Source organism: Microbacterium sp. X-17 (assembly GCF_039615055.1).
The window spans coordinates 37,687-64,247 of the sequence record NZ_JBDHNI010000003.1; the positions used below are offsets into that span (position 1 = coordinate 37,687).

At 71.9% G+C, this 26,561-nt stretch carries 24 protein-coding genes; 20 read left to right on the plus strand and 4 right to left on the minus strand.

Translation table 11 applies throughout. From position 1 onward, the window contains the following. Window positions 1-16: 16 nt before the first annotated feature. The gene (locus tag ABCS02_RS14475; RefSeq protein ID WP_345837318.1) at window positions 17-1,465 is read right to left on the minus strand and encodes an NCS2 family permease; all 1,449 of its coding nucleotides are present in this window, start codon (window positions 1,463-1,465) and stop codon (window positions 17-19) included. A gap of 101 nt (window positions 1,466-1,566) precedes the next feature. Between ABCS02_RS14475 and ABCS02_RS14480 the strand changes: the two genes are divergently transcribed. The 11 genes from ABCS02_RS14480 (at window position 1,567) to ABCS02_RS14530 (ending at window position 13,540) form a co-directional block, all read left to right on the plus strand. Then, a complete protein-coding gene (locus ABCS02_RS14480; protein ID WP_345836370.1) occupies window positions 1,567-2,844 on the plus strand; it encodes a solute carrier family 23 protein in 1,278 nt (425 codons plus the stop codon). Between the two features lie 94 nt (window positions 2,845-2,938). Further along, the gene (locus ABCS02_RS14485) at window positions 2,939-4,333 is read left to right on the plus strand and encodes a mannitol dehydrogenase family protein (protein ID WP_345836371.1); all 1,395 of its coding nucleotides are present in this window, start codon (window positions 2,939-2,941) and stop codon (window positions 4,331-4,333) included. A gap of 64 nt (window positions 4,334-4,397) precedes the next feature. After that, entirely contained in the window at window positions 4,398-5,516 is a 1,119-nt protein-coding gene (locus ABCS02_RS14490) for an alcohol dehydrogenase catalytic domain-containing protein (RefSeq protein ID WP_345836372.1), read from the plus strand. 32 nt (window positions 5,517-5,548) lie between these two features. Then, a complete protein-coding gene (locus tag ABCS02_RS14495) occupies window positions 5,549-6,871 on the plus strand; it encodes an RbtT/DalT/CsbX family MFS transporter (RefSeq protein ID WP_345836373.1) in 1,323 nt (440 codons plus the stop codon). Beyond that, window positions 6,868-8,643, plus strand: a complete 1,776-nt coding sequence (locus ABCS02_RS14500; protein ID WP_345836374.1) for a dihydroxyacetone kinase family protein — start codon at window positions 6,868-6,870, stop codon at window positions 8,641-8,643. The genes ABCS02_RS14495 and ABCS02_RS14500 overlap by 4 nt, the downstream gene beginning before the upstream one ends. Next, a complete protein-coding gene (locus ABCS02_RS14505; protein WP_345836375.1) occupies window positions 8,640-9,095 on the plus strand; it encodes a ribose-5-phosphate isomerase in 456 nt (151 codons plus the stop codon). The genes ABCS02_RS14500 and ABCS02_RS14505 overlap by 4 nt, the downstream gene beginning before the upstream one ends. After that, complete coding sequence (locus ABCS02_RS14510) at window positions 9,092-9,835, plus strand: GolD/DthD family dehydrogenase (protein WP_345836376.1); 744 nt, start codon at window positions 9,092-9,094, stop codon at window positions 9,833-9,835. The genes ABCS02_RS14505 and ABCS02_RS14510 overlap by 4 nt, the downstream gene beginning before the upstream one ends. Window positions 9,836-9,845: 10 nt before the next feature. Continuing rightward, window positions 9,846-10,142, plus strand: coding sequence for a hypothetical protein (locus ABCS02_RS14515; RefSeq protein WP_345836377.1), 297 nt, complete (start codon window positions 9,846-9,848; stop codon window positions 10,140-10,142). Next, window positions 10,132-12,126, plus strand: coding sequence for an alpha/beta hydrolase (locus tag ABCS02_RS14520; RefSeq protein WP_345836378.1), 1,995 nt, complete (start codon window positions 10,132-10,134; stop codon window positions 12,124-12,126). Before ABCS02_RS14515 ends, ABCS02_RS14520 begins: the two co-directional genes overlap by 11 nt. A 92-nt stretch (window positions 12,127-12,218) precedes the next feature. Then, on the plus strand, window positions 12,219-12,821 hold the full coding sequence (locus tag ABCS02_RS14525) for a hypothetical protein (protein ID WP_345836379.1): 603 nt from the start codon (window positions 12,219-12,221) through the stop codon (window positions 12,819-12,821). A gap of 116 nt (window positions 12,822-12,937) precedes the next feature. Further along, complete coding sequence (locus tag ABCS02_RS14530; RefSeq protein WP_345836380.1) at window positions 12,938-13,540, plus strand: hypothetical protein; 603 nt, start codon at window positions 12,938-12,940, stop codon at window positions 13,538-13,540. 1 nt (window position 13,541) lies between these two features. Here the strand turns inward: ABCS02_RS14530 and ABCS02_RS14535 are convergent, their stop codons facing one another. The 3 genes from ABCS02_RS14535 to ABCS02_RS14545 all read right to left on the minus strand — a co-directional run bounded on the left by ABCS02_RS14535 (window position 13,542) and on the right by ABCS02_RS14545 (window position 17,762). After that, window positions 13,542-13,874, minus strand: a complete 333-nt coding sequence (locus tag ABCS02_RS14535) for a peptidase (RefSeq protein WP_345836381.1) — start codon at window positions 13,872-13,874, stop codon at window positions 13,542-13,544. Further along, a complete protein-coding gene (locus ABCS02_RS14540) occupies window positions 13,871-15,085 on the minus strand; it encodes an inorganic phosphate transporter (protein WP_345836382.1) in 1,215 nt (404 codons plus the stop codon). Before ABCS02_RS14540 ends, ABCS02_RS14535 begins: the two co-directional genes overlap by 4 nt. A 121-nt stretch (window positions 15,086-15,206) precedes the next feature. Further along, a complete protein-coding gene (locus ABCS02_RS14545; RefSeq protein ID WP_345836383.1) occupies window positions 15,207-17,762 on the minus strand; it encodes a DUF3516 domain-containing protein in 2,556 nt (851 codons plus the stop codon). A 137-nt stretch (window positions 17,763-17,899) separates the two neighbouring features. On the opposite strand from ABCS02_RS14545, the gene ABCS02_RS14550 reads away from it, so the two are divergent. The 9 genes from ABCS02_RS14550 to ABCS02_RS14590 all read left to right on the plus strand — a co-directional run bounded on the left by ABCS02_RS14550 (window position 17,900) and on the right by ABCS02_RS14590 (window position 26,538). Then, window positions 17,900-19,456 carry a molybdopterin-dependent oxidoreductase gene (locus tag ABCS02_RS14550; RefSeq protein ID WP_345836384.1) on the plus strand — a complete coding sequence of 519 codons (1,557 nt, stop codon included), beginning with the start codon at window positions 17,900-17,902 and terminating at the stop codon, window positions 19,454-19,456. A 4-nt stretch (window positions 19,457-19,460) separates the two neighbouring features. Then, window positions 19,461-20,630, plus strand: a complete 1,170-nt coding sequence (locus ABCS02_RS14555; protein WP_345836385.1) for a ThiF family adenylyltransferase — start codon at window positions 19,461-19,463, stop codon at window positions 20,628-20,630. Between the two features lie 107 nt (window positions 20,631-20,737). Next, a complete protein-coding gene (gene glp, locus ABCS02_RS14560; RefSeq protein WP_345836386.1) occupies window positions 20,738-21,952 on the plus strand; it encodes a gephyrin-like molybdotransferase Glp in 1,215 nt (404 codons plus the stop codon). Beyond that, window positions 21,949-23,007 (plus strand): bifunctional molybdenum cofactor biosynthesis protein MoaC/MoaB, encoded by a 1,059-nt coding sequence (gene moaCB, locus ABCS02_RS14565; protein ID WP_345836387.1) that lies wholly within the window; start codon window positions 21,949-21,951, stop codon window positions 23,005-23,007. Before glp ends, moaCB begins: the two co-directional genes overlap by 4 nt. Continuing rightward, the gene (locus tag ABCS02_RS14570; protein ID WP_345836388.1) at window positions 23,004-23,417 is read left to right on the plus strand and encodes a molybdenum cofactor biosynthesis protein MoaE; all 414 of its coding nucleotides are present in this window, start codon (window positions 23,004-23,006) and stop codon (window positions 23,415-23,417) included. Before moaCB ends, ABCS02_RS14570 begins: the two co-directional genes overlap by 4 nt. Window positions 23,418-23,475: 58 nt before the next feature. Then, window positions 23,476-23,877 (plus strand): TOBE domain-containing protein, encoded by a 402-nt coding sequence (locus ABCS02_RS14575; RefSeq protein ID WP_345836389.1) that lies wholly within the window; start codon window positions 23,476-23,478, stop codon window positions 23,875-23,877. Between the two features lie 8 nt (window positions 23,878-23,885). Further along, window positions 23,886-24,680: a molybdate ABC transporter substrate-binding protein gene (gene modA / locus ABCS02_RS14580; RefSeq protein ID WP_345836390.1), complete on the plus strand. Its 795-nt coding sequence runs from the start codon at window positions 23,886-23,888 to the stop codon at window positions 24,678-24,680. Continuing rightward, complete coding sequence (locus ABCS02_RS14585; RefSeq protein ID WP_345836391.1) at window positions 24,677-25,504, plus strand: ABC transporter permease; 828 nt, start codon at window positions 24,677-24,679, stop codon at window positions 25,502-25,504. The genes modA and ABCS02_RS14585 overlap by 4 nt, the downstream gene beginning before the upstream one ends. Next, window positions 25,501-26,538, plus strand: a complete 1,038-nt coding sequence (locus tag ABCS02_RS14590) for an ATP-binding cassette domain-containing protein (RefSeq protein ID WP_345836392.1) — start codon at window positions 25,501-25,503, stop codon at window positions 26,536-26,538. The genes ABCS02_RS14585 and ABCS02_RS14590 overlap by 4 nt, the downstream gene beginning before the upstream one ends. The last annotated feature ends 23 nt before the right edge of the window (window positions 26,539-26,561 follow it).

The window sequence follows — 26,561 nt, forward strand, 5'->3', positions numbered from 1 at the left end:
CGTGCGACTCAGCCGCTCAGTGCGGGAGCATCGCCTCGATCGGCCCGCGCGCGAAGTACACCAGGAAGCCGGCCGCGACGATCCAGAGCAGCGGGCTGATCTCGCGCGCCTTGCCCGACAGTGAGCGCACCAGCACCCAGGAGATGAAGCCGACGCCGATGCCGTTCGCGATCGAGTACGTCAGCGGCATCACGATGATCGTGAGGAACACCGGCAGCGTGCTGGAGAACTCGTGGAAGTCGATGTGCCGGATCTGCACCACCATCAGGGCGCCGACGATGACCAGCGCGGCCGCGGCGACCTCGCTCGGGACGACGCTCGTGAGCGGCGTAAAGAACATGGCCAGCAGGAACAGCACACCGGTGATGACGCTCGCGAAGCCGGTCTTCGCGCCCTCGCCGATGCCGGAGGCCGACTCCACGAACACCGTGTTGGACGACGCCGAGGTGCCACCGCCGACGACCGCGCCGACGCCCTCCACGATGAGCGCGGACTGCAGGCGCGGGAAGGTGCCGTCCTCGTTGGCGAGGCCGGCGCTGCGGGCGAGGCCCGTCATCGAGCCCATCGCGTCGAAGAAGTTCGTGAACACGAGAGTGAAGACGAGCATGATCGCCGCGAGGCCGCCGATGCGGGCGAACGAGCCGAACAGGTCGAACTGCCCGACGAGGCTGAGGTCCGGGACGGACACGAACGAGGTCGGCAGCTGCGGGACCGAGAGGTTCCAGCCGTCCGGGTTCTTCGCCGACGAGCCGAGGTGGAAGATCGCCTCGATGACGATCGCGACGACCGTCGCCGCGACGATGCCGATGAGCAGCGCGCCCTTCACCTTGCGGGCCATGAGCACGCCCATGATCACCAGCGCGACCAGGAACACCAGGGTGGGCAGGGTGGCGATGGACCCGGCCTCCCCGAGCTGCACGGGAGGCGAGGCCGCCTTGGTGCTCCGCACGAAGCCGCTGTCCACGAAGCCGATGAAGGCGATGAAGAGGCCGATGCCGACCGTGATCGCGGTCTTGAGCTGCGGCGGGACCGCGTTGAAGATCAGGCGGCGCAGGCCCGTGGCGGCGAGCAGCACGATGATCAGTCCGTTGATGACGACGAGGCCCATGGCCTCCTGCCAGGTGAGGACCTTGACGACGTTCACCGCGAGGAAAGAGTTGATGCCGAGGCCGGCCGCGAACGCGAACGGCAGCCTGGCGACCAGGCCGAACAGCACGGTCATCACGCCGGCGCTCAGGGCGGTGACGGCCCCGACCTGGTCGAAGCCCAGCGAGTGCCCCGCCACGTCCGGCGTCGAGCTCAGGATGATCGGGTTGAGGATGACGATGTACGCCATCGTCACGAAGGTCAGCAGGCCGCCGCGGATCTCCGTGGCCCACGTGGTGCCGCGTGACGTGATCTCGAAGAACCGGTCCAGGCGACCTGTGACGGTCGGCTTGGGCGTGGAAGTCGAAGCGGAAATGATGGTCTCCCGTAGTATCGGTGGGGTTTGGTTCGAGGCGCATTCGAAGCGATGTCACAGCGCCGTACCAGCCTAATTCCCCTCGCGACACGATAAGGACACGCATGGCTCTGCCCTGGAAGCTGCACGGCGACGGAAAGAAGGTCGGAGCACGGGAGGTCGTGCTCCCCGGCGAGCGGCTGACCTGGCCGCGGACGATCGGGCTCGGCGCCCAGCACGTCGTCGCGATGTTCGGCGCGACGTTCCTCGTGCCGCTGCTCACCGGCTTCCCGCCGAGCACCACGCTGCTGTTCTCGGGCGTCGGCACGATGCTGTTCCTGCTGATCACGCGCAACAAGCTGCCCAGCTACCTGGGCTCCTCGTTCGCGTTCATCGTGCCGATCGTCGCCGCGACGAAGGCGCACGGGATGCCGTCCGCCCTGTTCGGCATCGTCGTCACCGGCCTCCTGCTCGCCGTCGTCGGCCTGATCGTGGTGGGGACCGGCACCACGTGGATCGACGGCCTGATGCCGCCGATCGTCGCCGGTGCGATCGTGGCGCTGATCGGGTTCAACCTCGCGCCCGCCGCGAAGAACAACTTCATGCAGGCGCCCGTCACCGCACTGGTCACCCTGGCCGCCGTCATCCTCTGCACCGTGCTGTTCAAGGGGATGCTCGGGAGGCTCTCGATCTTCCTCGGCGTCGTCGTCGGCTACGTCTTCGCCGCGCTCGCCGGCCAGGTCGACTTCAGCAAGATCGACAAGGCGGCGTGGATCGGCCTCCCGCAGTTCACGTTCCCGGCGAACCCGTTCACCGACGCGGCGTCGACCTGGGGCATCCTGCCCGCGTTCCTCCCCGTCGTGCTCGTGCTGATCGCCGAGAACGTCGGCCACATCCGCGGTGTCGCGCAGCTGACCGACCCGGCGGTCAACACGCTCACCGGCCGCGCGCTGTTCGCGGACGGTCTGGCGACGACGATCGCCGGCTTCTTCGGCGGCTCCGGCACGACCACCTACGGCGAGAACATCGGCGTCATGGCCGCGACCCGCGTCTACTCCACTGCCGCGTACTGGGTCGCCGGCATCGTCGCGGTGCTGCTCGGCCTCTCCCCCAAGGTCGGCGCCGTCATCAACACCATCCCGGCCGGAGTCCTCGGCGGCGTGACGACCGCGCTGTACGGCCTCATCGGCGTGATCGGCGTGAAGATCTGGCTGGACAACAAGGTCGACTTCTCCAAGCCGGTCAACCAGTTCACGGCGGCGACCGCGCTCATCATCGGCATCGGCGACTTCACGCTCAACCTCGGCCAGCTCACGTTCAACGGGATCGCGCTCGGCGCCATCGCCGCGATCGTCGTGTACCACGTCATGAACTCGATCGCCCGCGTGCGCGGCACCGCGTAGCCGCGGCGGCCGCCGCGGGGGCGGCGCGTCGCATCTGGTATTGCACACTCTCTGTCATCTGTCCTAAGCTGCACAATGTCAGCGAGAGGAACCTGTGCAGAGCATCCACACCCCCGGCTACGACCGCTCCGGCGTCGAGTGCGGCATCGCGCACCTCGGCGTCGGAGGCTTCCACCGCTCCCACCAGGCCCTGGCGATCGACCGGCTGCTCGAACAGGGCCTCGCCCGCGACTGGGGCATCCTCGCCGTCGGCGTCCTCCCCTCCGACGCCGGGATGCGCGACGCATTGGGCGTCCGCGACGGCCGCTACACGCTGGTCGAGAAGCACGCCGACGGGCACTGGGACGCGAGGGACGTCGGCTCGATCCTGGAGTTCGTGCACGCGCCGGACGACCGGAGGGCGGCGATCGAGCGGCTCGCCGACCCGGCCATCCGCATCGTCTCGCTCACGATCACCGAGGGCGGCTACCCGGTCGACCGGGAAACCCGGGCGTTCGTGCCGGGGGCGCCCGCTCCGGCGTTCGACCTGATCGTCGCGGCGCTTCGCCGTCGCCGTGAGCTCGGCCGCGCGCCGTTCACCGTGCTCTCCTGCGACAACATCCAGGACAACGGCGCCGTCGCGCGCGCCGCCGTGACCGGCTTCGCCCGGCAGACCGATCCCGAGCTCGCCCACTGGATCGACGCCGAGGTCGCCTTCCCCTCCTCGATGGTCGACCGGATCACCCCGGCGACGACCGACGCCGACCGCGCCGGGATCGCGCGCCGCTTCGGAGCGGACGATCCCTGGCCGGTGGTCGCCGAGCCGTTCTTCCAGTGGGTGATCGAGGACGACTTCCCGCAGGGCCGGCCTCCCTGGGAACGCGCAGGCGCCCAGCTCGTGGCGGACGTCGAGCCGTACGAGCTCATGAAGCTCCGGCTGCTGAACGCGAGCCACCAGGGCCTCTGCTACTTCGGCCGGCTGCTCGGGTACGAGTTCGTGGCGGACGCCGCGCGCGACCCGGACATCGCCACGCTCCTGCGGCGTTACATGCGGGAGGAGGCGATGCCGACGCTGCGCCCCGTGCCCGGCGTCGACCTGGCGGCCTACACGGAGAGCCTGATCGAGCGGTTCGCGAACCCGGAGGTGGCCGACACGGTCGCCCGGCTCTGCGCGGACTCGTCCGACCGCATCCCCACCTGGCTGCTCCCCGTCGTGCGCGAGCGCCGCGCCACCGGAGCCCGCACTCCGCTCGCCGCCGCGATCGTCGCGAGCTGGGCGCGCTACGCCGAGGGCGTCGACGAGCACGGCCGGCCGATCGACGTCGTCGACCGCCGCCGGGAGGCCGTCCTCGCGTCGGCGCGCCGGCGCACCGACGAGGCGGCGTTCCTCCGCCAGCACGAACTCTTCGGCGACCTCGCCGACGACCCGGTCTTCACGGCCGACTACCTCGCCGCGCTCCGGAGGCTCCGCTCCGAGGGGGCGCGCGCGGCGCTCCGCGCACTCCGCTGACCGGAGCCGGCGCTCCGCCGGTCCCGGCACGAACACACCTCACCAACCGATCCCGAGGAGAACCATGTCCACATCACCGTCCCCGACCGAGCAGAGTGCCGCCGCTGCGCTGCCCGAGACCATGACGGCCGTCGTCGTCCACGGCCCGGAGGACTACCGGCTCGAGACCGTGCCGGTGCCGCAGCCCGGCGCCGGCGAGTTGCTGCTGCTCGTGGAGGCCGTCGGCGTGTGCGCCTCCGACCTCAAGTGCTACCACGGCGCCGCCAAGTTCTGGGGCGACGAGAACCGGCCGGCCTGGGCGCAGACCGGCCGCATCCCCGGGCACGAGTTCGTCGGCCGCGTCGTCGCGGGCGACCCGGCGGCTCTCGGCCGCCGCGGGTTGACGCTCGGCGACCGCGTCGCGTGCGAGCAGATCGTCCCGTGCGGCGACTGCCGCTACTGCGAGCGCGGCCAGTACTGGATGTGCGCCCCGCACGCCATGTTCGGCTTCAAGGAGTTCGACGGCGCGATGGCGGAGTACGCGCTCGTCCCGGCGCGGGCGCTGACGCATCCGGTGTCCTCCGCCCTCGCGCCGCAGCACGCGGCCTACGCCGAGCCGCTCTCCTGCGCCATGCACGCGGTCGAGCGCGCCGATGTGAAGTTCGGCGACGTGGTCGTGATCGCGGGTGCGGGCCCGATCGGCCTCGGCGCCATCGCGGGCGTCCGCCAGAAGAACCCGCTGAAGGTCATCGCGCTCGACATGAGCGACGACAAGCTGGAGCTCGCCCGGAAGTGCGGCGCGGACCTCACGATCAACATCACGACGGAGGACGCCGTCGCCCGCGTCAAGGAGCTCACCGACGGCTACGGCGCGGACGTCTACATCGAGGCGACCGGCCACCCCTCGGCGGTCGGCCAGGGTCTCAACCTCCTCCGCAAGCTCGGCACCTACGTCGAGTACTCGGTCTTCGGCTCCGACGTGACGGTGGACTGGTCGATCATCAGCGACGACAAGGAGCTCGACGTCCGCGGCGCCCACCTCGGTCCCGGCTGCTGGCCCGCCGCGATCAAGCTCCTGGAGTCCGGCGTGCTGCCGATGGACGAGATCTGCACGCACCAGTTCCCACTCGAGAAGTTCCAGAGCGCCCTCGACCTGGTCGGCGACACCGCGGGCGCGTCCATCAAGGTCACCATCCTGCCCTGAGGCAGCCGACCAGACGATCACCGGAGTTCCTGATGACCACCACAGCACCAGCCGCCCGCGAGACCTTCCTCGACCGGATCGGCATCCCGCATCCCCTGCGCTGGGGATTCCTCGGCGTCCTCGTCTTCATGACGGGCAACGGGGTCGAGTCCAACTTCCTCTCACCGCACATGACGCACGCGCTGGGCGAGGACAAGTTCGCCATCGTCGCGCAGATCATCGCCATGTACAGCCTGGCCGTCCTGATCGCGTCCTACCTGTCAGGCGCGCTCGCCGACCTGTGGGGCCCGCGGCGGGTGATGACGCTCGGCATGATCCTCTGGATCGTGTTCGAGGGCGCCTTCCTGTTCTCGCTCTCGGTCGAGAGCGTCCCGCTGCTGTTCGTCAGCTACTTCCTGCGCGGCTTCGGCTTCCCGTTCTTCGCGTTCGCGTTCCTGGTCTGGATCAACCAGATCGTGCCGAAGAAGCGCAACGGCACCGCGGTCGGCTGGTTCTACGTGATGTTCACCGGCGGCCTGCCCACCCTCGGCTCGCTGTTCGCGGTCTTCGCGATCCCGGCGTTCGGAGGCGGCGCGGGCGGTGAGACGTACACGATGGTCGCCTCGGCGGCGCTCGTGCTCGTCGGCTGGGCGATCGCGCACTTCGGCGTCCGTGAGCCGCACGGGAAGCGGCGTCTCGCTCCGGCGACCGACTCGGCCGCCCGCGTGCTGACCTCGGGGATCGTGCTCACCGCTCGCAACCCCAAGGTGCTGATGGGCTTCCTCATCCGCCTGATCAACACCGCGCCGGAGTTCGGGATGTTCATCGTGCTGCCCGCGGTCATGGCCGACCAGCTCGGCTGGGGGCAGAGTCGGTGGCTGATCATGACGGTGGTGATCTTCGCGGGCAACATCGCCTTCAACGCGGTGTTCGGCGCGATCGGCGACCGGATGGGCTGGGGCCGCACGGTCCGCTGGTTCGGCATCGTCGGCTCCTCCATCGGCCTCCTGCTGTGGTGGTACGTGCCGCACTGGGTGCCGGCCGGCAGCGACTGGGGCTTCGTCGTCGCGACGATCGCGGGCACCGTCTTCGGCATCATGCTCGCCGGCTTCGTCCCGATGGGAGCGATCATGCCGGCGCTCGCCCCGAAGCAGAAGGGCGCGGCGATGGCCATGTACACGACCGCGGCCGGTGGGGCGACCTTCCTCGGCAGCGGCGTGGTCGCCCTGGTGTTCCCGCTCGCGGGCGCGGTCGGCGTGGTGTGGGCGTTCGTCGCGCTGTACGCCTGCGCGTTCGTGATGATCGGCTTCCTGAAGGTGAATCAGCACGCCGAGGACGAGCCGACGGCCGAGCCGGAGCTGGAGAGCGTCCGATGACCCGCATCGCCGACGTCCCCGCGGACTTCGCGGAGGACCAGCTCGACGGCTTCGTCGCGCTCTACGGGGACCGGCTGCGCCGCGTCCCGGGCGGCGTGGTCGCCAGAGCCGCGGGCGAGCCGGCCGTCGCCGTCGTGGTCGGCGGCGGCTCCGGCCACTACCCGGCCTTCGCCGGGCTCGTGGGCCCGGGGTTCGCCACGGGCGCCGTCGTGGGCAACATTTTCACCTCGCCGTCCGCGGCGCATGTGTACTCCGTCGCGAAGGCCGCACACCGCGGCCGCGGCGTCGTGCTGACGTTCGGCAACTACGCGGGCGACGTGATGAACTTCGGGATCGCCGCCGACCGGTTGCGCGCGGAGGGCATCGACACCCGCATCGTGGTCGTGACCGACGACGTGGCGTCCGCTCCCGCCGAGGACGACCGCCGCGGGATCGCGGGCGACTTCACGGTGTTCAAGGCGCTCGGCGCCGCAGCGGCCGCCGGGCTCGACCTCGACGCCGTGGAGCGCGCGGGGCGGGCGGCCAACGCGGCGACGCGCACGCTCGGCGTCGCGTTCTCGGGCTGCACCATGCCCGGCGCGCGCGAGCCGCTCTTCCAGGTGGAGCCGGGCATGCTCGGCCTCGGCCTCGGCATCCACGGCGAGCCGGGAATCCGGGATGTCGCGATGCCCACCGCGACCGGCCTGGCGGAACTGCTCGTGGCCGGCGTGCTGGAGGCCGCCCCGCGCAGCGGCCCCGGGCGGGTCGCCGCGATCCTCAACGGCCTCGGCACGACCAAGTACGAGGAGCTGTTCCTGCTCTGGGCGCGTGTCCTCCCGCTGCTGGAGGCCGCCGGGATGGAGGTCGTGGAGCCCGAGGTCGGCGAGCTCGTCACGAGCCTCGACATGGGCGGCTGCTCGCTGACCCTGATGTGGCTGGACGACGAGCTGGAGGCGCTCTGGAGGGCGGACGCGTACGCCCCGGCGTACCGGAAGCAGGCCGCGCCGCTCGCGGCGACACGGGCGTCCGGCGCCGAGGCGGACGACGCGGTCGTGGACGAGGCGCAGGCGTTCGTCCCGCCGTCCCTCGCCGCGGCCGGCCTGGCGGCGCGCGTGGCCGAGGCGGCAGAGCTCGTGCGCGAGCTGCTGCGCGAACGGGAGGACGAGCTCGGCGCGATCGACGCGGTGGCCGGCGACGGCGACCACGGCCGCGGGATGCTGCGCGGCGCCGAGGCGGCCACGGCCGCGATCGACCGCGCGGTCGAGCGCGGCGCCGGAGCCGGCGCGGTGCTCGCCGCCGGCGGGCGTGCCTGGGCCGAGCTGGCCGGGGGCACCTCCGGCGTGCTCTGGGGCGCGGCGCTGGAGGCCGCCGGCGCGACGCTCGACGACACGGCGACCACGTTCGCCGACGACGGCGCCGGGACCGCCATCGCCGCCTTCACCGCGGCGATCCTCGACCTCGGGCGCGCGGAGCCGGGCGACAAGACGCTCGTGGACGCGCTGCTGCCGTTCCGCGATGCGCTGGCCGACCGGCTCGACGCGGGCGCGCCGCTGGCGGTCGCGTGGCGGGACGCGGCGCAGGATGCCTCTCGCGCGGCGGACGCGACCTCCGCGCTGCGCCCGAAGCGGGGCCGCGCGCGGCCGCTCGCCGACAAGTCGGTGGGCACGCCGGACGCCGGCGCGACCTCCCTCGCCCTGATCGTGACCGCGCTGGGCGCGCAGCTGGCGCGCGGCGACCTCCCGACCGACGACCACCAGACGAACCAGCACCGGACCGAAAGGACCACACCATGACCGCACTGCGCGTCGTGATCGGCAGCGATGACGCCGGCTTCACGCTCAAGGAGACCCTCCGCGACGACCTGGAGGCCCATCCGCTCGTCGCATCGCTCGTCGATGTCGGGGTGGACGCCGACGGCCACACCGCCTATCCGGCGGTCGCGGCGGCCGCCGCCGAGCTGGTCGCCTCGGGCGAGGTCGACCGCGCGCTGCTGGTGTGCGGCACCGGGCTCGGCGTCGCCATCGCGGCGAACAAGATCCCGGGCATCCGCGCCGTCACCGCCCACGACTCCTACTCGGTCGAGCGGGCGGTGCTCTCCAACGACGCCCAGGTGCTCTGCCTCGGGCAGCGGGTCATCGGCACGGAGCTGGCCCGTCGCCTCGTGAAGGAGTGGCTGACCTACCGGTTCGACACCTCCAGTCCCTCGGCGCGCAAGGTCGAGCTAATCGGGGAGCTGGAGCGATGAGCGGGGCGTTCGAGGGACGCGTCGCGATCGTCACCGGCGCGGCGAGCGGCATCGGTCTCGCCGTCGCCGGCTGGTTCGCCGAGCGCGGCGCCACAGTGGCGGGAGTCGACCGTGACGAGCGGGTCGCCGACGCGCTCGCGGGGCTGCCGGGATCGGGGCACCTGCCGGTCGTCGCCGACCTGACCGAGCCGGGAGCGGCGGAGGCCGCTGTCGCGCGCATCCAGGCGGAGGCCGGCGTCCCGCACATCCTGATCAACTCCGCCGGCATCGCCCGCCTCTCCCCCGCGCTCGCGACGACGGCCGCAGACTGGGACGGCACGCTCGCGGTCAACCTCACGGCGAGCTTCCGGATGGCGCAGGCCGTGGGCGCGCGGATGGTGCCGGCCGGCTTCGGCCGCATCGTCAACCTGGCGTCGCAGGCGAGCGTCGTGGGTCTGGACGAGCACGTCGCCTACTGCACGAGCAAGGCGGGACTGCTCGGGATGACCCGCGTGCTGTCGCTGGAGTGGGCGCCCCACGGCGTCACCGTCAACGCCGTCTCGCCGACCGTGGTGGAGACCCCGCTCGGCCGGGAGGCCTGGAAGGGACCGAAGGGCGACGAGCTGCGCGGGCGCATCCCGGCGCGTCGCTTCGCCCAGCCGGAGGAGGTGGCCGCGCTGATCGGCTACTTGGCCTCCGACGAGGCGGGGATGGTCACCGGCGAGAACATCCTGATCGACGGCGGCTACGCGTCCGTCTAGTGGAGGGCAGATGACCAGGGTGGTCGCCGTCGATACGGCGCAGCTGAGGAGTGGCGCGAAAGCGCTGAAGGGGGCCGTCACCGGTTCTCGGCCGTCGGCGGACGAGTCCGACGGGTTCGGCTCGGCGGTGGCCCGGGGTGCCGTGAGCCGGTTCGAGGGGTATTGGGTTCGCGGTCAGTCGACGGTTGACGAACTGGTCACCGGGTTGGCCGGCGCGCTCTCCCAGGCGGCCGATGCGTATCAGCGCCGGGACGCCGAGGACGCCGAGGCGTTGCGGAAAAACCGGGACGGCTTCTATGGGTTCTAGGTGGGCGGACTGGTCACCGGTCGGCTTCGAGACGGATCCAACGCCGGGCGATCCGAAGCTGGTGGAGGCGCTCGTCGTCCACCTCCGGAAATGGTCCGGCCGGCTGGAGGACCAGTCGACCGCGGCGCGGCAGGTGCTGGACACGAATCTGGGGGCGTCCTCGTGGTCGGGACTGACCGCGGAGGTGTTCTCCGACCGGCTGCGTGAGTTGACGGCCGGGGCGCTGAAGGCCGCCGAGCAGCACAATGAGGGCGCCGTGGCGGCGATCGCGTGGTCGATGGCGCTGGAGTACACGCAGCGCGAGGCGGATCGGGCGTTGCAGGACGCCGAGGACGCGCTGGCGGACCTGGAGACGGCGGAGGCGCTGGTGGTGACGCTGGGTGCCGAGCAGGCTGCGCTGTTGGCCGCGCTGCGTGCGCTGGAGGCGGCGTATAACTCGCGCGAGAAGCCGCCGCCCGGGTCGTCGGCTCCGGCCCATGTGGATGTGACGAGTGCACGGCGGCGGGAGCAGGACGCCAGCGAGAAGCTGGCGACGGCGCGGTTGACGATCCGAGACGCGCAGGAACGGCTGGACGACGCGAAGCGGCGGGCCGAGCGGGCGAAGCAGGAGTACGCCGCAGCCGAGAGGACGTTCGCCAAGAAGCTGGACGACGCGTTGCACGGCGCCCTGGCCCCGACGCCGCAGCCGGAGCTGAAGGCTTTCGCGTCGATCGTCGGCAAGCTGTCCGGCATCTCGGTCACGGCGAGCGTGAACGCGTCGCTGATGGACACGTTGAAGCGGTTGACGCCGGAGGAGCTGGCGGTGCTCGTGGCGGAGGACCCGGACCTGGTGCAGGAGTTCTGGAAGCATCCGCCATCGCCGGACACGGTCGCGAAATGGTGGGCGCGCCTCGGGGAGGCGGCGAAGGAGGCGTTCCAGGCGGCGGCGCCGGGGGTACTGGGGAACCTGGCGGGGTTGCCGTACGCGGTGAGGCACCGCTGCAATCTGGACGTCTATCTGAGGCTCAAGGACAGTCCGGGTCATACTCCGGAACAGCAGAAGATGCTTGATGCGCTCAAGGAGGTTCTCTCCGATCCGTTGGCGTCGTTGGTGTGTTTCAACCTGGACGCATCGGTGCCGATGGTGGCGGTCGGGTACGGGGATCTGGATACGGCGGACACGGTGACGTGGGCGGCACCTGGGATGAACTCCGACGCGGCGGACGGCGCCGAAAGCTGGTCTCGGGCCGCGCAAAACCTGTATCGCGAGCAAGGCAAACTCGACAAAGGTCGTTCGCACGCTGTGGTGGGCTGGCTGGGGTACGACACCCCGGACCTGGTGAGTGTGAACACTCCTGCGCTGGCCCAGGACGGATCATGGCGGTTCGCGAACGAGCTGGACGGGACGCACGCCACCCGGGCCGCTCACCCATCGGTGCCGTTCCCGTACGTGTCGGTGGTGGCGCACTCGTATGGCACGACGATGGCCGCGGACGCGTTGACGCACGTCAAGCACACGGTGGACTCCTTCACGATGCTCGGTTCGGCGGGCATCGACACCCAGGTGGTGTCCTCACTGTCCGACCTTCACGTGAAACACGCCGGCGGGCGGCCCTCGATCTTCACGACCGCGGCCGAGTTGGACTTCCTCGCGCCGTTCGGCTCGGCGATGGGCGGACGCGCGGAACCGAACCCCGAGACGCTCTCCAACCTCGGCACAGCGGTGGCAATGCCCCTCAAAGGAGTACTGAACCAGCCGCAATCGATGGGCGGCGCCCAGTCGTTCTCCTCCGAAGGCGCCGTGCTACCCAGCGGCGAAGTGCTGAAGCAGACCAAAGGCCACAGCACCGTGGGCGAGCACATCGACGGGTTGAACCCCCTTAACGGGATCGCACCGGAAGGGTACGGCTACCTCGACACGGGCACGGAGGCCTTGCGGAACACGGGCTTCACGACGATCGGTCAGTCCGGGAGCGTCGTCGGTGGGTTGAAGGCCACCCGATGAACCAAACGTCGGGTGTCGTTGCGGGGCGAAGAGTGAGAAAGTACGCTGCGGCGGCCGTCGCAGCGCTGACGGTATCGGTATTAGGAGGATGCATGTCTGTTCCCGCTCTGAGTGATCCTGCCCCGCAAAGCCCGGGCACCCCGCAGAAGACGATCGATGAACTCCTGACCCAATGGGCGGACCTCACCAACGCCGCCATCGCCGCCACCGGCGTCACCGACGGCTGGTTCCGCGGCCCGATCCAGAATGGGAGGCCCTGGGACCCGGCCGCGGAAGAAGTGAGCCTGCCGCCATGTGGGGCTGTCGGGTCGAAGCGCGCCCACCAGGTCGACAACATGGTGACGCACGATGCCTTCGAGTACGACCCGCACCCGATCGCGGACAAGCTCACCGCGTACTGGGAGAGCGAGGGGTTCACCGTTCTCCGGACGGTCGACTCGAAACTCTCCTCCGGCTGGATGGATATCGCGATCCGCGCCACACGGCCCGACGGGGTGTTCTACGGACTCACCGCGACCAGCGACCTTGTGGCCATCGACGTCTCCTCCGAGTGCTCCACCCATCCCTCCATCGACACCTGGGCTGAAAAGCGCGTCGAGGACAGATGGAAGTCTCTGCAGCCCACGCCGAGCGAGTCGTCGCCGTCCCCGGCCGCCGACGCCGTCACCGACGACGACCGGTTCTGGGGATTCTGATCCGTGCCCAGGCCCACAGCATCGACCGGAGATCGCGCGGCTTCGTGGGTCGAACGGTGAGAATTCGCGCGGCGGCGACCGTCGCGGCCGTGACGGTATCGGTACTAGGAGGGTGTATGTCTGTTCCCGCTCTGGGTGATCCTGCCCCGCAAAGCCCGGGCACCCCGCAGAAGACGATCGATGAACTCCTGACCCAATGGGCGGACCTCACAAACGCCGCCATCGCCGCCACCGGCGTCACCGACGGGTGGTTCCGCGGCGCGATCCTCGACAACAAACCCTGGGACCCGGCCGCGGAGGATGTAGCCCTGACGCTGTGTGGGACCGTCGGGTCGAAGGACGCTCACCAGGTCGACAACGAGGTGACGCATGATGCCTTCGAGCATGACCCGCACCCGATCGCGGACAAGCTCACCGCGTACTGGGAGAGCGAAGGGTTCACGGTATTGCGCACGGTCGATTGGAAGTCCCCACAAGGTGAGATGGATATCGCGATCCGCGCCACGCGATCCGACGGGGTGTTCTACGGACTCACCGCCACCAGCAAGATCGTGGCCATCGGTGCGGCGTCGGAGTGCTCCACCCATCCCTCCATCGACACCTGGGCCGAAAAGCGCGTCGAGGACAGATGGAAGTCTCTGCAGCCCACGCCGAGCGAGCCGTCGCCGTCCCCGGCCGCCGACGCGGCACCCGACGACGACCGGTTCTCGTGGATGTAGGTCACCCGTGGAAGTACGGGATGATCAGATACAGCCCGTACAGGACCGCCAGCGCGCACAACGCGAAGCACGCGTACGCGCCGGTCAGCGCCGCGCGCTTCCGTCCCTCGCTCACCGGGCTCTTGCGCTGGGCCTTCTCGGCCTTCCGCTGGGCCTTGGCCGCCTGCTCCGGGGTGATCACGGTGATGGCGTCGGTGAACTCCGCCGGCTCCACGAACAGTGCGCGGCCGGCCACCGCGAGGAGACGGGTGCCCAGGGAGTAGAAGCCGACGACCACGCACGCGCCGAGCAGCGACGCGACGAACACCGTGAGGAACTGGAGGACGGCGCTCATGCGGGGTTCCTTCCGGTGCGCTCGCGCTTGAGCGGCTTGACCTTCCGGATCTTCACGACCCGGCCGGACTCGGCGACGTCGCTCTGACCCTGGACCGGGACGGGCTCGACCGCGTTGGCGCTGGAGACCCGGTTGCGGCGCGAGCGCCAGAAGATGAACGTGATCACCAGGGCCGCCACGACCGTGTCGATCAGGATGCCGATCGGGCCGAGCAGGCCGACGAGGGCGGCGATGGCGCCGACGATTCCGGCCGCCGGGAGGGTCAGCACCCAGCCGACGGCGATCCGTCCGGCGGTGCCCCAGCGCACCGACGCGCCGCGGCGGCCGAGGCCGGAGCCGATCACGGAGCCGGAGGCGACCTGGGTCGTGGAGAGCGCGAAGCCGAGGTGGCTGGAGGCGAGGATGGTCGCGGCCGTGCTCGTCTCCGCGGCGAAGCCCTGCGCGGGCTTCACCTCGGTGAGGCCGCGGCCGAGCGTGCGGATGATGCGCCAGCCGCCGGAGTAGGTGCCGACCGCGATGGCGAGCGCGCACGCGACGACGACCCACAGCGGCGGGCCGCTCCCGGCCGGCAGCAGGTTGGCGGAGATCAGCAGCAGGGTGATGACGCCCATCGTCTTCTGCGCGTCGTTGGTTCCGTGCGACAGGGCCACGAGCGACGACGAGAAGATCTGGCCGTAGCGGAAGCCGCCGCGGCCGTCCGGACGGCCGTCGTAGCGGCGGGTGATCCAGTACGCGAGCTTGGTCGCCGCCCAGGCGACCACACCGGCGGTGAACGGAGCGATGACCGCGGGGAGAACGACCTTCTGCACGACCACCGGGAAGTTCACGGACGCGAACCCGGCGCCGACGATCGCCGCGCCGATCAGGCCGCCGAACAGGGCGTGGCTGGAGGACGACGGGAGGCCGTAGAGCCAGGTCACCATGTTCCAGACGATCGCGCCGACCAGTCCGGCGAAGATCAGCTCCGGCGAGATCAGGACGCCGCCGGAGCCCTCGTTGATGATGCCGCCCGAGATGGTCTTGGCGACCTCCGTCGAGAGGAACGCGCCGACGAGGTTCAGGACCGCGGCGAGCGCGACCGCCACCTTGGGCCGCATGGCGCCGGTCGCGATCGGCGTCGCCATCGCGTTCGCGGTGTCGTGGAACCCGTTGGTGAAATCGAAGAAGAGGGCCAGCGCGATGACCAGCACGATGATGAGGGTGAGATCCACCGGCTTCTTTCTCGTGTGTCGACGGACGGCCGGCGAGTTCACCGGACGTTCATGCGGAGTGCCTGGCGCCGTTCAGACACCGCTGACATGTTTTCACGGCCTTCTCGGGTGCGTCAAACCGTCAGAGCCGGTCGACCGCCGTCACGCGCACGACCGCGACGCCGGTGCGGGCGGAGTCCGCCAGCAGCACCTCCGCGGCGATCCCCCAGTCGTGGTCGCCCGCCGGGTCGGCGATGATCTGCCGCACCCGCCAGATGCCCTCCGCGGCGGCGGGCGTCTCGTCCACGACGATCATGGCCGCGGCCCGCGCCGACGCGTCGGTGAGGATCTCGTCGTGCTCGGCGTAGTAGGCCTCCAGCGCCTCGTCCCACTGCAGCTCGGTGAACGACGGGGTGGCGGCTTCGGCGAGCCCCGCCGCCTCGTTCTCGAGCGCGCCGAGCTCCTGGACCTTATCGAGTGCCGCGAGCTGCACGCGCCGGAACAGCTCGTTGCGCACCAGCACGAAGAACGCGCGGCGGTTGGTGGTGACGTTCCGCGGGGCAGGCGGGGCGAGCTCGCCGCTCTCGGCCGCGTGCCGAGCGGCGTCGGGGTGCACCAGCTCCTCCCACTCGTCCAGGAGGCTGGAGTCGACCTGGCGGACCAGCTCGCCCAGCCACTCCACGATGTCGCGCAGCTCCTCGGTGCGGAGGTCGAGCGGCACGGTCTGGTTCAGCGCGCGGTAGGCGTCGGAGAGGTAGCGCAGCACGACGCCCTCCGAGCGGGCGAGCTTGTAGAAGGCGATGAACTCACCGAAGGTCATCGCGCGCTCGTAGAGGTCGCGGACCACGGACTTGGGGCTGAGCTCGAAGTCGGCCACCCAGGGCTGGCTGGAGGCGTAGGTGACGAACGCCTCGTGCAGCAGCTCGTCGTGCGGCTTGGGGTGTGTGACGGTCTCCAGCGCCTCCATCCGCTCGTCGTACTCGATCCCCTCGGCCTTCATCGAGGCGACGGCCTCGCCGCGCGCCTGGAACTGCTGGGCGGAGAGCACCGGCCGCGGGTCGTCGAGGGTGGCCTCCACGACCGAGACGATGTCGAGGGCGTAGGTCGGCGACTCGGCGTCGAACAGCTCGAACGCGGCGAGCGCGAACGGCGACAGCGGTTGGTTGAGCGCGAAGTTGGGCTGGAGGTCGACGGTCAGGCGGATCTCGCCGTCCACGACCTCCACGACCCCGGCGGTGAGCAGCGAGCGGTAGAGGCCGAGCGCGCGACGGGCGAGCGCGAGCTGGCGCTTCCAGGGCTCGTGGTTGTCGAACACCAGGTCGCGGACGTGCCCGAAGACGTCGCCACCGCGCCCGATGACGTTGATGAGCATGGCGCTCGTGATCTGCATGGAGGACGTGAGCGTCTCCGGCTCGGCCTCTACCAGCTTGCGGAAGGACGGCTCGCCCCAGGAGACGAAGCCCTCCGGCGCCTTCTTCCGCACGATCTTGCGGCGCTTCTTGGGGTCGTCGCCGGCCTTCTCCAGGGCCTTCGCGTTCTCGCTCTCGTGCTCGGGGGCCTGCACGACGACGGTGCCCGCGGTGTCGTAGCCCGCGCGGCCGGCGCGGCCGGCGATCTGGTGGAACTCGCGGGCGTTCAGCTGGCGCATCCGGGTGCCGTCGAACTTGGTCAGCGCGGTCAGCAGCACGGTGCGGATCGGCACGTTGATGCCGACGCCGAGCGTGTCGGTGCCGCAGATCACCCGCAGCATCCCGCGCTGGGCGAGCTGCTCGACCAGCCGGCGGTACTTGGGCAGCATCCCGGCGTGGTGCACGCCGATGCCCTGGCGCAGCAGCCGGGACAGCGTCCGCCCGAAGGAGGTCGTGAACCGGAACTCCCCGATCAGCTCGGCGATGACGTCGCGCTGCTCGCGGGTGGCGATCTTGGCGCTGGAGAGCGCCTGGGCGCGCTCCAGGGCGGCGAGCTGCGAGAAGTGCACGATGTAGATCGGCGCCTGGCCGGTGTGCAGGAGGTCCTCGACCGTGTCGTGGATGGGCGTCAGCTCGTAGTAGTAGTGCAGCGGCACCGGGCGCTCGACGCCGGTGACCGACGCGGTATCCCGACCGGTGCGGCGGCTGAGGTCCGCGGCGAGCGCCGTCACGTCGCCGAGGGTGGCGGACATGAGCACGAACTGCGCCCGGTTCAGCAGCAGCAGCGGCACCTGCCAGGCCCAGCCGCGGTCCGGGTCGGCGTAGAAGTGGAACTCGTCCATGACGACCTGACCCACAGGCGTGTCCGCTCCCTGGCGCAGGGCGAGGTTGGCGAGGATCTCGGCGGTGCAGCAGATGATCGGCGCGTCGGCGTTGACCGCGGAGTCGCCGGTCATCATCCCGACGTTCTCGGCGCCGAAGATGTCGACGAGGGCGAAGAACTTCTCGGATACCAGCGCCTTGATCGGCGCGGTGTAGAAGCTGCGCTCGCCGCGGGCCAGTGCCGCGAAGTGCGCGCCGACGGCGACGAGCGACTTCCCGGTCCCGGTCGGTGTCGACAGGATGAGGTTCGAGCCGCCGACGATCTCGATCACCGACTCGTCCTGCGCCGGGTAGAGGCTGATGCCGGTCGACTCCGCCCAGGCGACGAACGCCTCGTAGACGGCGTCCTCGCTCACCGAGGAGGGGCCGGCCCAGCCGGGGAGGTCGTCGACGCGCAGGGAGGCCATAGGGTCCAAGCCTGTCACAGGCCGGGATGCTCGGCATATCCACCGGATCGCGCGCTTATCCTTCCGCTATGGGATCGCCTGTGTCTGCGGGGCCGGCCCGGCCCGAAGGGTCGGGGGCCGAGGGTTCGGGAGGTGCCGTGCCGTCGCGGTCCGCGGGGCCGGTGCGGGCCGCGTTCTGGCCCTCCGCGGCCGTCGGCGCCGCGAGCGTCGTGGCCGGGGTCGGCGCCGCCGAGCTGCTGAGCGCGTTCTTCGTGCAGGACGGCAGCCCCATCCTGGTCGTCGGCGCGCTCGTCATCGACCTCACCCCCGCCTGGCTGAAGAACGCCGTGATCGGTGTGTTCGGCACCGGTGACAAGGCTTTCCTCATCACCTCCCTCGCCGTCGCGCTGCTCATCGGGGGCGCGCTGGCGGGCTGGGTCGAGCTGCGGAGGCCTCCGCTGGGCCGCATCCTGATCGGGATCGGAGGGGCGCTCGGCGTGTTCGCCGCGGTCACGCGCGGGGGCTCCTCGATCGTCAACGTCGTGCCGTCGGCGCTCGCGGCGCTGATCGCGATCCTGATCCTGGGCTGGCTGGCCGACCTGCTGCGCGGCACCCGGCCGACCCGGATCGCTCCGGAGGGCGAGGTCAGCCGGCGGCACTTCGTCACCGCGACCGCGGCGACCGCCGCTGCCGGCATCGTGGCGACGATCGTGGGCCAGGCCATCGCGACCGGCTACCGCGCGGCCTCGGCCGCGCGGGCCGCCTTCCACCTCCCGAAGCCCGCCCTCACCGCCCCGCCGGTGCCGGCCGGTGCGTCGTTCGACATCGCGGGGCTGTCGCCGATCATCACGCCGAACGCCGACTTCTACCGCATCGACACCGCGCTGCAGATCCCCGGCATCGACCCGTCGGCGTGGCGGCTGCGGATCACCGGCATGGTCGAGAAGGAGGTCGAGCTGACGTTCGCCGAGCTCCTCGCCCTTCCGCTGGAGGAGTCCATCACCACGCTCACCTGCGTCTCCAACGAGGTCGGCGGCGACCTGATCAGCAACGCGACCTGGCTCGGCTACCCCATCCGGCACCTGCTCGCCCGGGCGAAGCCGTCCGCCGACGCAGACATGGTGCTCTCCCGCAGCCAGGACGGCTGGACCGCCGGGACGCCGCTGGAGGCGCTGACCGACGACCGCAACGCGATCCTGGCGGTCGGGATGAACGGCCGGCCGCTGCCGCTGGAGCACGGGTATCCGGTGCGGATGGTCGTCCCGGGGCTGTACGGCTACGTGTCCGCGACCAAGTGGGTGGTCGAGCTGAACGTCACCCGCTTCGACAAGGCGACCTCGTACTGGACCGACCGCGGCTGGTCGGAGCGCGGCCCGGTCAAGCTGGAGTCGCGCATCGATGTGCCGGCGGACGGGCACCAGGTGAAGGCGGGCACGGTCGCGGTCGCGGGCATCGCGTGGTCGCAGCACGTCGGCGTGAGCGCAGTGCAGGTGCAGGTCGACGGCGGCGCCTGGCAGGAGGCCACGCTCGCCGACGCCATCTCCGCGGACACCTGGCGGCAGTGGAAGTACGCCTGGGACGCGACGCCCGGCTCCCACACCATCAAGGTCCGCGCCACCGACGCGCACGGGACGGTGCAGACCTCGAAGCTGCAGGACGTCGTGCCGGACGGCGCGACCGGATTGCACACCATCGGCGTGACCGTGGTTGGCTAGCGCCATGCCCTCCCCCGATCGTCCCGCCCCGCTCGTCGCGCCCGGCCCTGCGCTGCCGCCGGAGCAGCGCGCGCGCTACGCCAGGACCGTCCAGCTCCCGGGCTTCGGGGAGGTCGCCCAACGCCGCCTCCGCGCCGCGCGCGTGCTGGTGGTCGGCGCCGGGGGCCTCGGCTCGGCGGTGCTGCCCCTGCTGGCGGGGGCCGGGTTCGGGACGATCGGGATCGTCGACGACGACAGCGTGGAGCTCAGCAACCTCCCGCGCCAGACCATCCACCGCGAGCGCGACCTCGGCCGGCAGAAGACCGCGTCGGCCGCCGACGCGATCCGCGCCATCGACGCCGGCATCGAGGTGCGGGTCTTCGCAGAGCGGCTCACCTCGGCGAACGCGCTCGGCATCCTCGACGGCTTCGACCTCGTGCTCGACGGCAGCGACAACTTCCCGACCAGGTACCTCGTGGACGACGCGGCGCTGCTGGCCGGCGTGCCTGTGGTGTGGGGCGCTGTGCACCGGTTCGGCGGCCAGGTCGGACTGAGCTGGACGGCGCACGGGCCGCACTACCGCGACCTGTTCCCCGTTCCGCCGGAGCCCGGCAGCGTGCCGAGCTGCGCGGAGGCGGGCGTGCTGCCCAGCGTGTGCGGCGTGATCGGGTCGCTGATGGTGAGCGAGGCGACCAAGGTCGTGACCGGGGAGGGCGACCTCCTGCTCGGGCGGGTGCTGGTGCACGACGGGCTGCGCGGGACGTTCCGCGAGCTGCCGTACGCGTCCGACCCTGCCGCCGAGCCGGTGACGGAACTGATCGACTACGAGCTGTTCTGCGGACTGGCGCCGGTGGAGGCTGCGCCCGCGGCGGCCACCACCGTCTCCCCCGCCGACCTGGCCGCGCGGCTGGCCGCCGGGCAGCCGCACATCCTCCTCGACGTGCGCGAGCCGTGGGAGGCCGACATCGCCGAGCTGCCCGGCTCGCTGCTGGTGCCCCTCGACGTCGTGGTGCGCGACGCGCAGGGCGTGGCCGAGCGGCTGGGCGACGACCCGCTCGTGATCATCTGCCACCTCGGCGTCCGGGCGGAGACCGCGCGGAGGCTGCTGGCGGCGGCCGGCGCCCCCGGCGTGGTCCTGGAGGGCGGCCTCGACGCCTGGTCCCGCCAGGTCGATCCGTCCCTCCCCCGCTACTAGGCGCAGCGGGGACGCGACATGCCGTGTCGCCGCGCGCGGAACGGCGTGTCGCGACCCCTCGTGCGCGGGGCCTCGCACGGCTGCGGGCCGCGCGGGATACTGAACCCATGACCCCACCGCGCAGCGTCGAGGAGCACGTCGAGCACGTCAACCGCCTGCTGGAGCCGCTGTCCGCGGAGCCGGACGTGGAGACCGTCCTGCTCGCCGACGCCGCCGGGCGGGTCGCCGCGACGGACGTGCGGTCGGAGGTCGACCTCCCGCTGTTCCGCAACTCGCAGATGGACGGGTACGCGGTGCGCGCCGCCGACGTCGCCCGCGTGCCGGTCGCGCTGGAGGTGACCGGGGACGTCCCGGCCGGCCACGAGGTGCCGCTGACGCTGACGCCCGGCACCGCCATCCGGATCATGACCGGCGCGCCCGTGCCCAGCGGCGCGGACGCGATCGTGCCGGTGGAGGACACCGAGCTCGTCCTCGGCCGGGACGACGACCTGGCCGGCGCGGTGGTCGAGATCCGGCGCTCCCGCAAGCACGGCGAGTTCGTGCGCGAGCGCGGCAGCGACCTGGAGCGCGGCGACGTGCTCGTCACGGCCGGCACCCGGCTGGCCGCGCGGCATCTGGCGGCGCTCGCGGCCGCGGGCGTCAGCTCGGTGGCGGTGCGGGCGCGGCTGCGCGTCGCCGTCCTCACCACCGGCTCGGAACTCGCGGCGCCAGGCCGGGGCGTGCGCTTCGGGCAGGTCTTCGACGCGAACGGCGTCGCCCTCGCCGCGCTGGTCGAGGAGTCCGGCGCGGTCGTGTCGCTGCGGGCGAGCAGCAGCGACGATCCGGCGGCCTTCGCGCGCGTGTTCGACGCCGCGGTCGCCGCCTCCGACTTGGTCGTGACCTCCGGCGGCATCTCGAAGGGCGCCTACGAAGTGGTGCGGGAGGTGCTGCTGCCGCGCGGAGCGGAGGTCACGACGGTGGCGATGCAGCCCGGCGGCCCGCAGGCGACGGCGGTGGTGGACGGCGTGCCGGTGCTGTGCTTCCCCGGCAACCCGGTGAGCACGCAGGTGTCGTTCGCGGTGTTCTTGCGCGGGCCGCTGCGCGACGCGGCCGGGCTGCCCGCGCTGCCGGTCCGGCGCGTGCGGCTGGCGGAGTCTGTGCGGTCGGTGCCGGGCAAGCGCCAGTTCCTGCGCGGACGGGTCGGCGCGGACGGCGTCGCCCCGGTGGCCGGTCCCAGCTCCCACCTCGTCGCGGCGATGGCCACCGCGGACGTGCTGATCGACCTGCCCGCGGAGGCGGAGGCGGTCGAGTCGGGCGCGGACGTGACAGTCTGGACCCTATGAGCGAGCTCACCCACCTGGACGCCGACGGTCGCGCCCGCATGGTCGACGTCGGCGCGAAACCGGAGACCGACCGGGACGCCGTCGCCCGCGGCCGGCTGGTGACGACGCCGGAGGTGGTCCGCCTCGTCGCCGCGGACGACCTCCCGAAGGCCGACGTGCTCGCGACCGCGCGCATCGCCGGGATCGCGGGAGGCAAGCGCACGAGCGACCTCATCCCGCTCTGCCACCCGCTGGCGCTGAACTCGCTGCGCGTCGACTTCGCGCTGGACGAGGCGGCGGGCTCGATCGCGATCGAGGCGGTCGCGCGCACGCACGGACGCACCGGCGTCGAGATGGAGGCGCTGACCGCGGTGGCCGTGGCGGGGCTGACGCTGCACGACATGGTGAAGGCCGTGGACCCGGCGGCGAGCCTGTCGGACGTGCGGCTGGTGGCGAAGAGCGGCGGGAAGCGCGGGGATTGGCGGCGGGAGGGCGAAGCGGACGCGATCACCTCGCAAGCCGCCGAGGCATCGGCCGCCGCCGTACCGGTCGCCGCCGGATCTACCCCTGTCACGCCGCTCGAGCGCACGGACGCCGCGGTCGTGCTCGTGGCCTCCACGCGCGCCGCCGCCGGCAAGGCGCCCGACACCACCGGCCCGGTCATCGCCTCCTGGCTCGAAGCCCGCCACCTCCACGCCGACGTACGGGTCGTCGCGGACGCCGACATCGCGGTCGCGCTGACCGCGGCCGTCGCCGAGCGCCCCGCTGTCGTCCTCACCACCGGCGGCACCGGAGTCGCCCCCGGCGACCGCACCCCGGAGGCCACCGCCGCCGTGCTCGACCGCGAGCTGCCGGGACTCGCGGACGCGTTGCGGGCCAGGGGCGCAGCCTCCACGCCGCTGGCCGCGCTGAGCCGCGGCCGGGCGGGCGTCGCCGGACGCACGCTGGTCGTGAATCTCCCCGGCTCCCGCGGCGGCGTCGCCGACGGGCTCGCCGTGCTGGACGACGTGCTGACGCACCTCCTCGACCAGCTCGGCGGCGACACCGACCGCGGCCACGACGGAGCGCGCCGATGACCGCCGTCTTCGCCGACGTCTCGGACCGGCCGCTCGACCCGACCACGCTGGACGAGTTCGTCTGGCGCCGCGAGGCCGGCGCCGTCGTGTCCTTCCAGGGCATCGTGCGCGACCACGACGGCGGCCGCTCCGTCGTCTCGCTCGACTACCGCGCGCATCCCGACGCCGCCGACTTCCTGCGGCGCTGCTGCGAGGAGGTCGCCGAGCGCACGGGGCTCCGGGTCGCGGCCGTGCACCGGGTGGGCTCACTGACCATCGGCGACCTCGCGCTCATCGCCGCGGTCGCGGCCCCGCACCGGGCGGAGGCGTTCGCGGCGTGCGCCGAGCTGGTGGAGCGGATCAAGGCCGAGGTGCCGATTTGGAAGCGCCAGCACTTCGGCGACGGCGCGTCGGAGTGGGTCGGACTCTGAGGCGCCGACTCCACCAGGGACTCGATTTCCACGCTCCTGCCGTTCTAGAGTGGCTTTCGTGCCGCAGATACGGGTAAGAGACGCAGCGAGCTTCCTCGGGGTGAGCGACGACACCGTTCGTCGCTGGATCGACGCCGGGGTGCTCTCCAGCGCCAAGGACGACGCCGGCCGCACGGTCGTGGACGGTCTGGAGCTGGCGCAGCTCGCCAAGCAGAACGCGGTGCTGCCCGCCGACCCGTCCGGCGTCGGCCGGTCGGCGCGCAACCGCTTCGTCGGGATCGTGACGGACATCGTCATGGACAAGGTCATGGCGCAAGTCGAGCTGCAGTGCGGCCCGCACCGCGTCGTCTCGCTGATCAGCAGCGAAGCCGTCCGCGAGCTCGGCCTGGAGCTGGGCTCCGTCGCCGTCGCGGTCGTCAAGGCCACCAACGTCATCGTGGAGACGGCAGGAACGGAATGAGGAGCCGCATGCGCACGAGGATCGCCGTCGCCGGGGCCGCGCTGGCGGCGGTGCTGCTCGCGGTCACGGGATGCTCCGCCGGCGCCGGGTCGGACTCCCCGACGCAGACGCCGACGAAGCACGCCGTCTCCGGCACCGTCACGGTCTTCGCCGCGGCCTCCCTCACCAAGACGTTCACCGAGCTCGGCACGGACTTCGAGAAGGCTAACCCGGGCAGCACCGTCAGCTTCAGTTTCGGCGGGTCGTCCGACCTGGTCACCCAGCTCACCGCGGGCGCCCCGGCGGACGTGTTCGCCTCCGCGGACCAGAAGAACATGGACAAGGCCGTCTCCGGCGGCGTCGTCTCCGGCGACCCCGTCGACTTCGCGACGAACGTGCTCGCGATCGCCGTGCCTCCCGGGAACCCGGCCCACGTCACGGGGTGGGCCGATCTCGCGAAGCCCGGCCGGAAGGTGGTCGTGTGCGCGCCGCAGGTCCCGTGCGGCGCGGCGACGGCGAAGGTGGAGGCCAACACGGGAGTCACGCTCACGCCGGTCAGCCAGGAGTCGTCGGTGACGGACGTGCTCGGCAAGGTGTCGTCCGGGGAGGCCGACGCCGGCGTCGTGTACGTGACCGACGTGAAGGGCGCGGGAAAGAGCGTCGACTCGGTGGCGTTCCCGGAGGCGAAGGACGTGGTCAACACGTACCCGATCGCCGCGGTCAAGCAGGGGCAGAACTTCACGGGGGGCGCGGCCTTCATCGCGTACGTGACCGGCCCGGAGGGCAGGAAGGTGCTCGAGGCCGCCGGCTTCGGGAAGCCGTGACGCGGCGGGCGGCCGTCGGCACGGGGATCGGCACGGGGATTCCCGGCTGGGTGCTCGTCGTCGCCGCCGTCGGCGCGCTGTTCGTCCTACTCCCGATCGTCGCGATGATCACGCGGGTGGACTGGACGCACTTCGTCGCGCTGATCACGTCGCCCTCCTCCGTGGACGCACTCCTCCTCAGCCTGCGCACCTCTCTCGCGGCCACGATCGGCTGCCTGGTGCTCGGCATCCCGATGGCGATCGTGCTGGCGCGGGTGCCGTTCCGCGGGCGCGCCCTGGTGCGCGCGATCGTGCTGCTGCCGCTCGTGCTGCCTCCGGTCGTCGGCGGGCTGGCCCTGCTCGCGCTGTACGGCCGGCGCGGGCTGCTGGACGGAGCGATCCCGATCGCGTTCTCGACGCCTGCAGTGGTGATCGCGCAGACGTTCGTGGCGCTGCCGTTCCTGGTGCTGAGCCTGGAGGGCGCGCTGCGGACCACGGGCCGGCGCTACGAGGCCGTCGCCGCCACCCTCGGCGCACGGCCGTCGAGCGTGCTGTTCCGGGTGACGCTGCCGCTCGTGCTCCCCGCGATCGTCTCGGGCTCGATCCTGTCGTTCGCGCGCGCGCTCGGCGAGTTCGGGGCGACGCTGACCTTCGCCGGGAGCCTGCAGGGGACGACGCGCACGCTGCCGCTGGAGATCTACCTGCAGCGGGAGACCGACCCCGACACCGCTGTCGCGCTGTCGCTGGTGCTGGTCGCGGTCGCCATCGCCGTCGTCGCCGTGGCGCACGGCGCGGGCGAGCCGCTGCGCCGGAGGCCGCGTCCGGGGCCCGAGGCGACCTCGTGAGCCTCGACTTCGCGGCCACGGTCGCCGTGCGCGACGTCGAGGTGGAGCTGCGCCTCGGCACGGGCGAGACGCTGGCGCTGCTCGGGCCGAACGGCGCGGGCAAGTCAACGGTGCTCGGGGTGCTGGCCGGCCTGATCCGGCCGGATGCGGGACGCGCGACGCTCGCGGACGAGACGCTGTTCGACCTCCCCGCGGCCTGGCTGCCTCCGCACCGCCGCGGGATCGCACTGCTCGCCCAGGACGCCCTGCTCTTCCCGCACCTGACCGTGCGCCGGAACGTCGAGTTCGCGTCGCGGTCGTCAGGCGCGTCCCGGCCGGAGGCGCGCGCGAAGGCGGACGAGTGGCTGGAGCGCACGGGCGTCCGTGCGCTGGCCGAGCGCCGGCCGGACGAGCTCTCCGGCGGCCAGGCGCAGCGCGTCGCCATCGCGCGGGCGCTGGCCGCCGAGCCCGACCTGATCCTGCTGGACGAGCCGCTCGCCTCCCTCGATGTGAGCGTGGCGGGCGAGCTCCGCGGGGTGCTGGCCGAGGTGCTCGCGGACCGCACCGCGGTCGTCGTGACGCACGACGCGCTCGACGCCTACCTGCTCGCGGATCGCGTCGCGGTCCTCGGCGGCGGCCGGGTGGTCGAGGAGGGCGCGGCGCGCGACGTGCTGACGCAGCCGCGGCATCCGTTCACCGCCGAGCTGACCGGTCTCAGCCTCCTCACGGGACGGCGGACGGCGACGGGCCTGCTGACCGACGACGGGCTGGCGCTCGACGGCACGCCGACGACGCCGATCGCCGAGGGCCGGTCGGTGACCGCGGTGGTGCGGCCCTCGACGGTCGCCGTGCGGGTCGGCGCGCCGATGGAGGGCGCGGCCGGCATCGGCGCGACCATCACCGCCCTGGAACCGCGCGACGACCTGGTGCGGGTCCGGACGGACAGGCTGACGGCGCTGGTCCCTGCCGCGGTCGTCGCGGAGCTCCGGCTCACCGCCGGCGCGCGCGTGACCCTGACGGTGCCGCCCGCCGAGGTCCGCATCTCCCCCGCCTGACCGCAGGATTCGGCACGAATGGC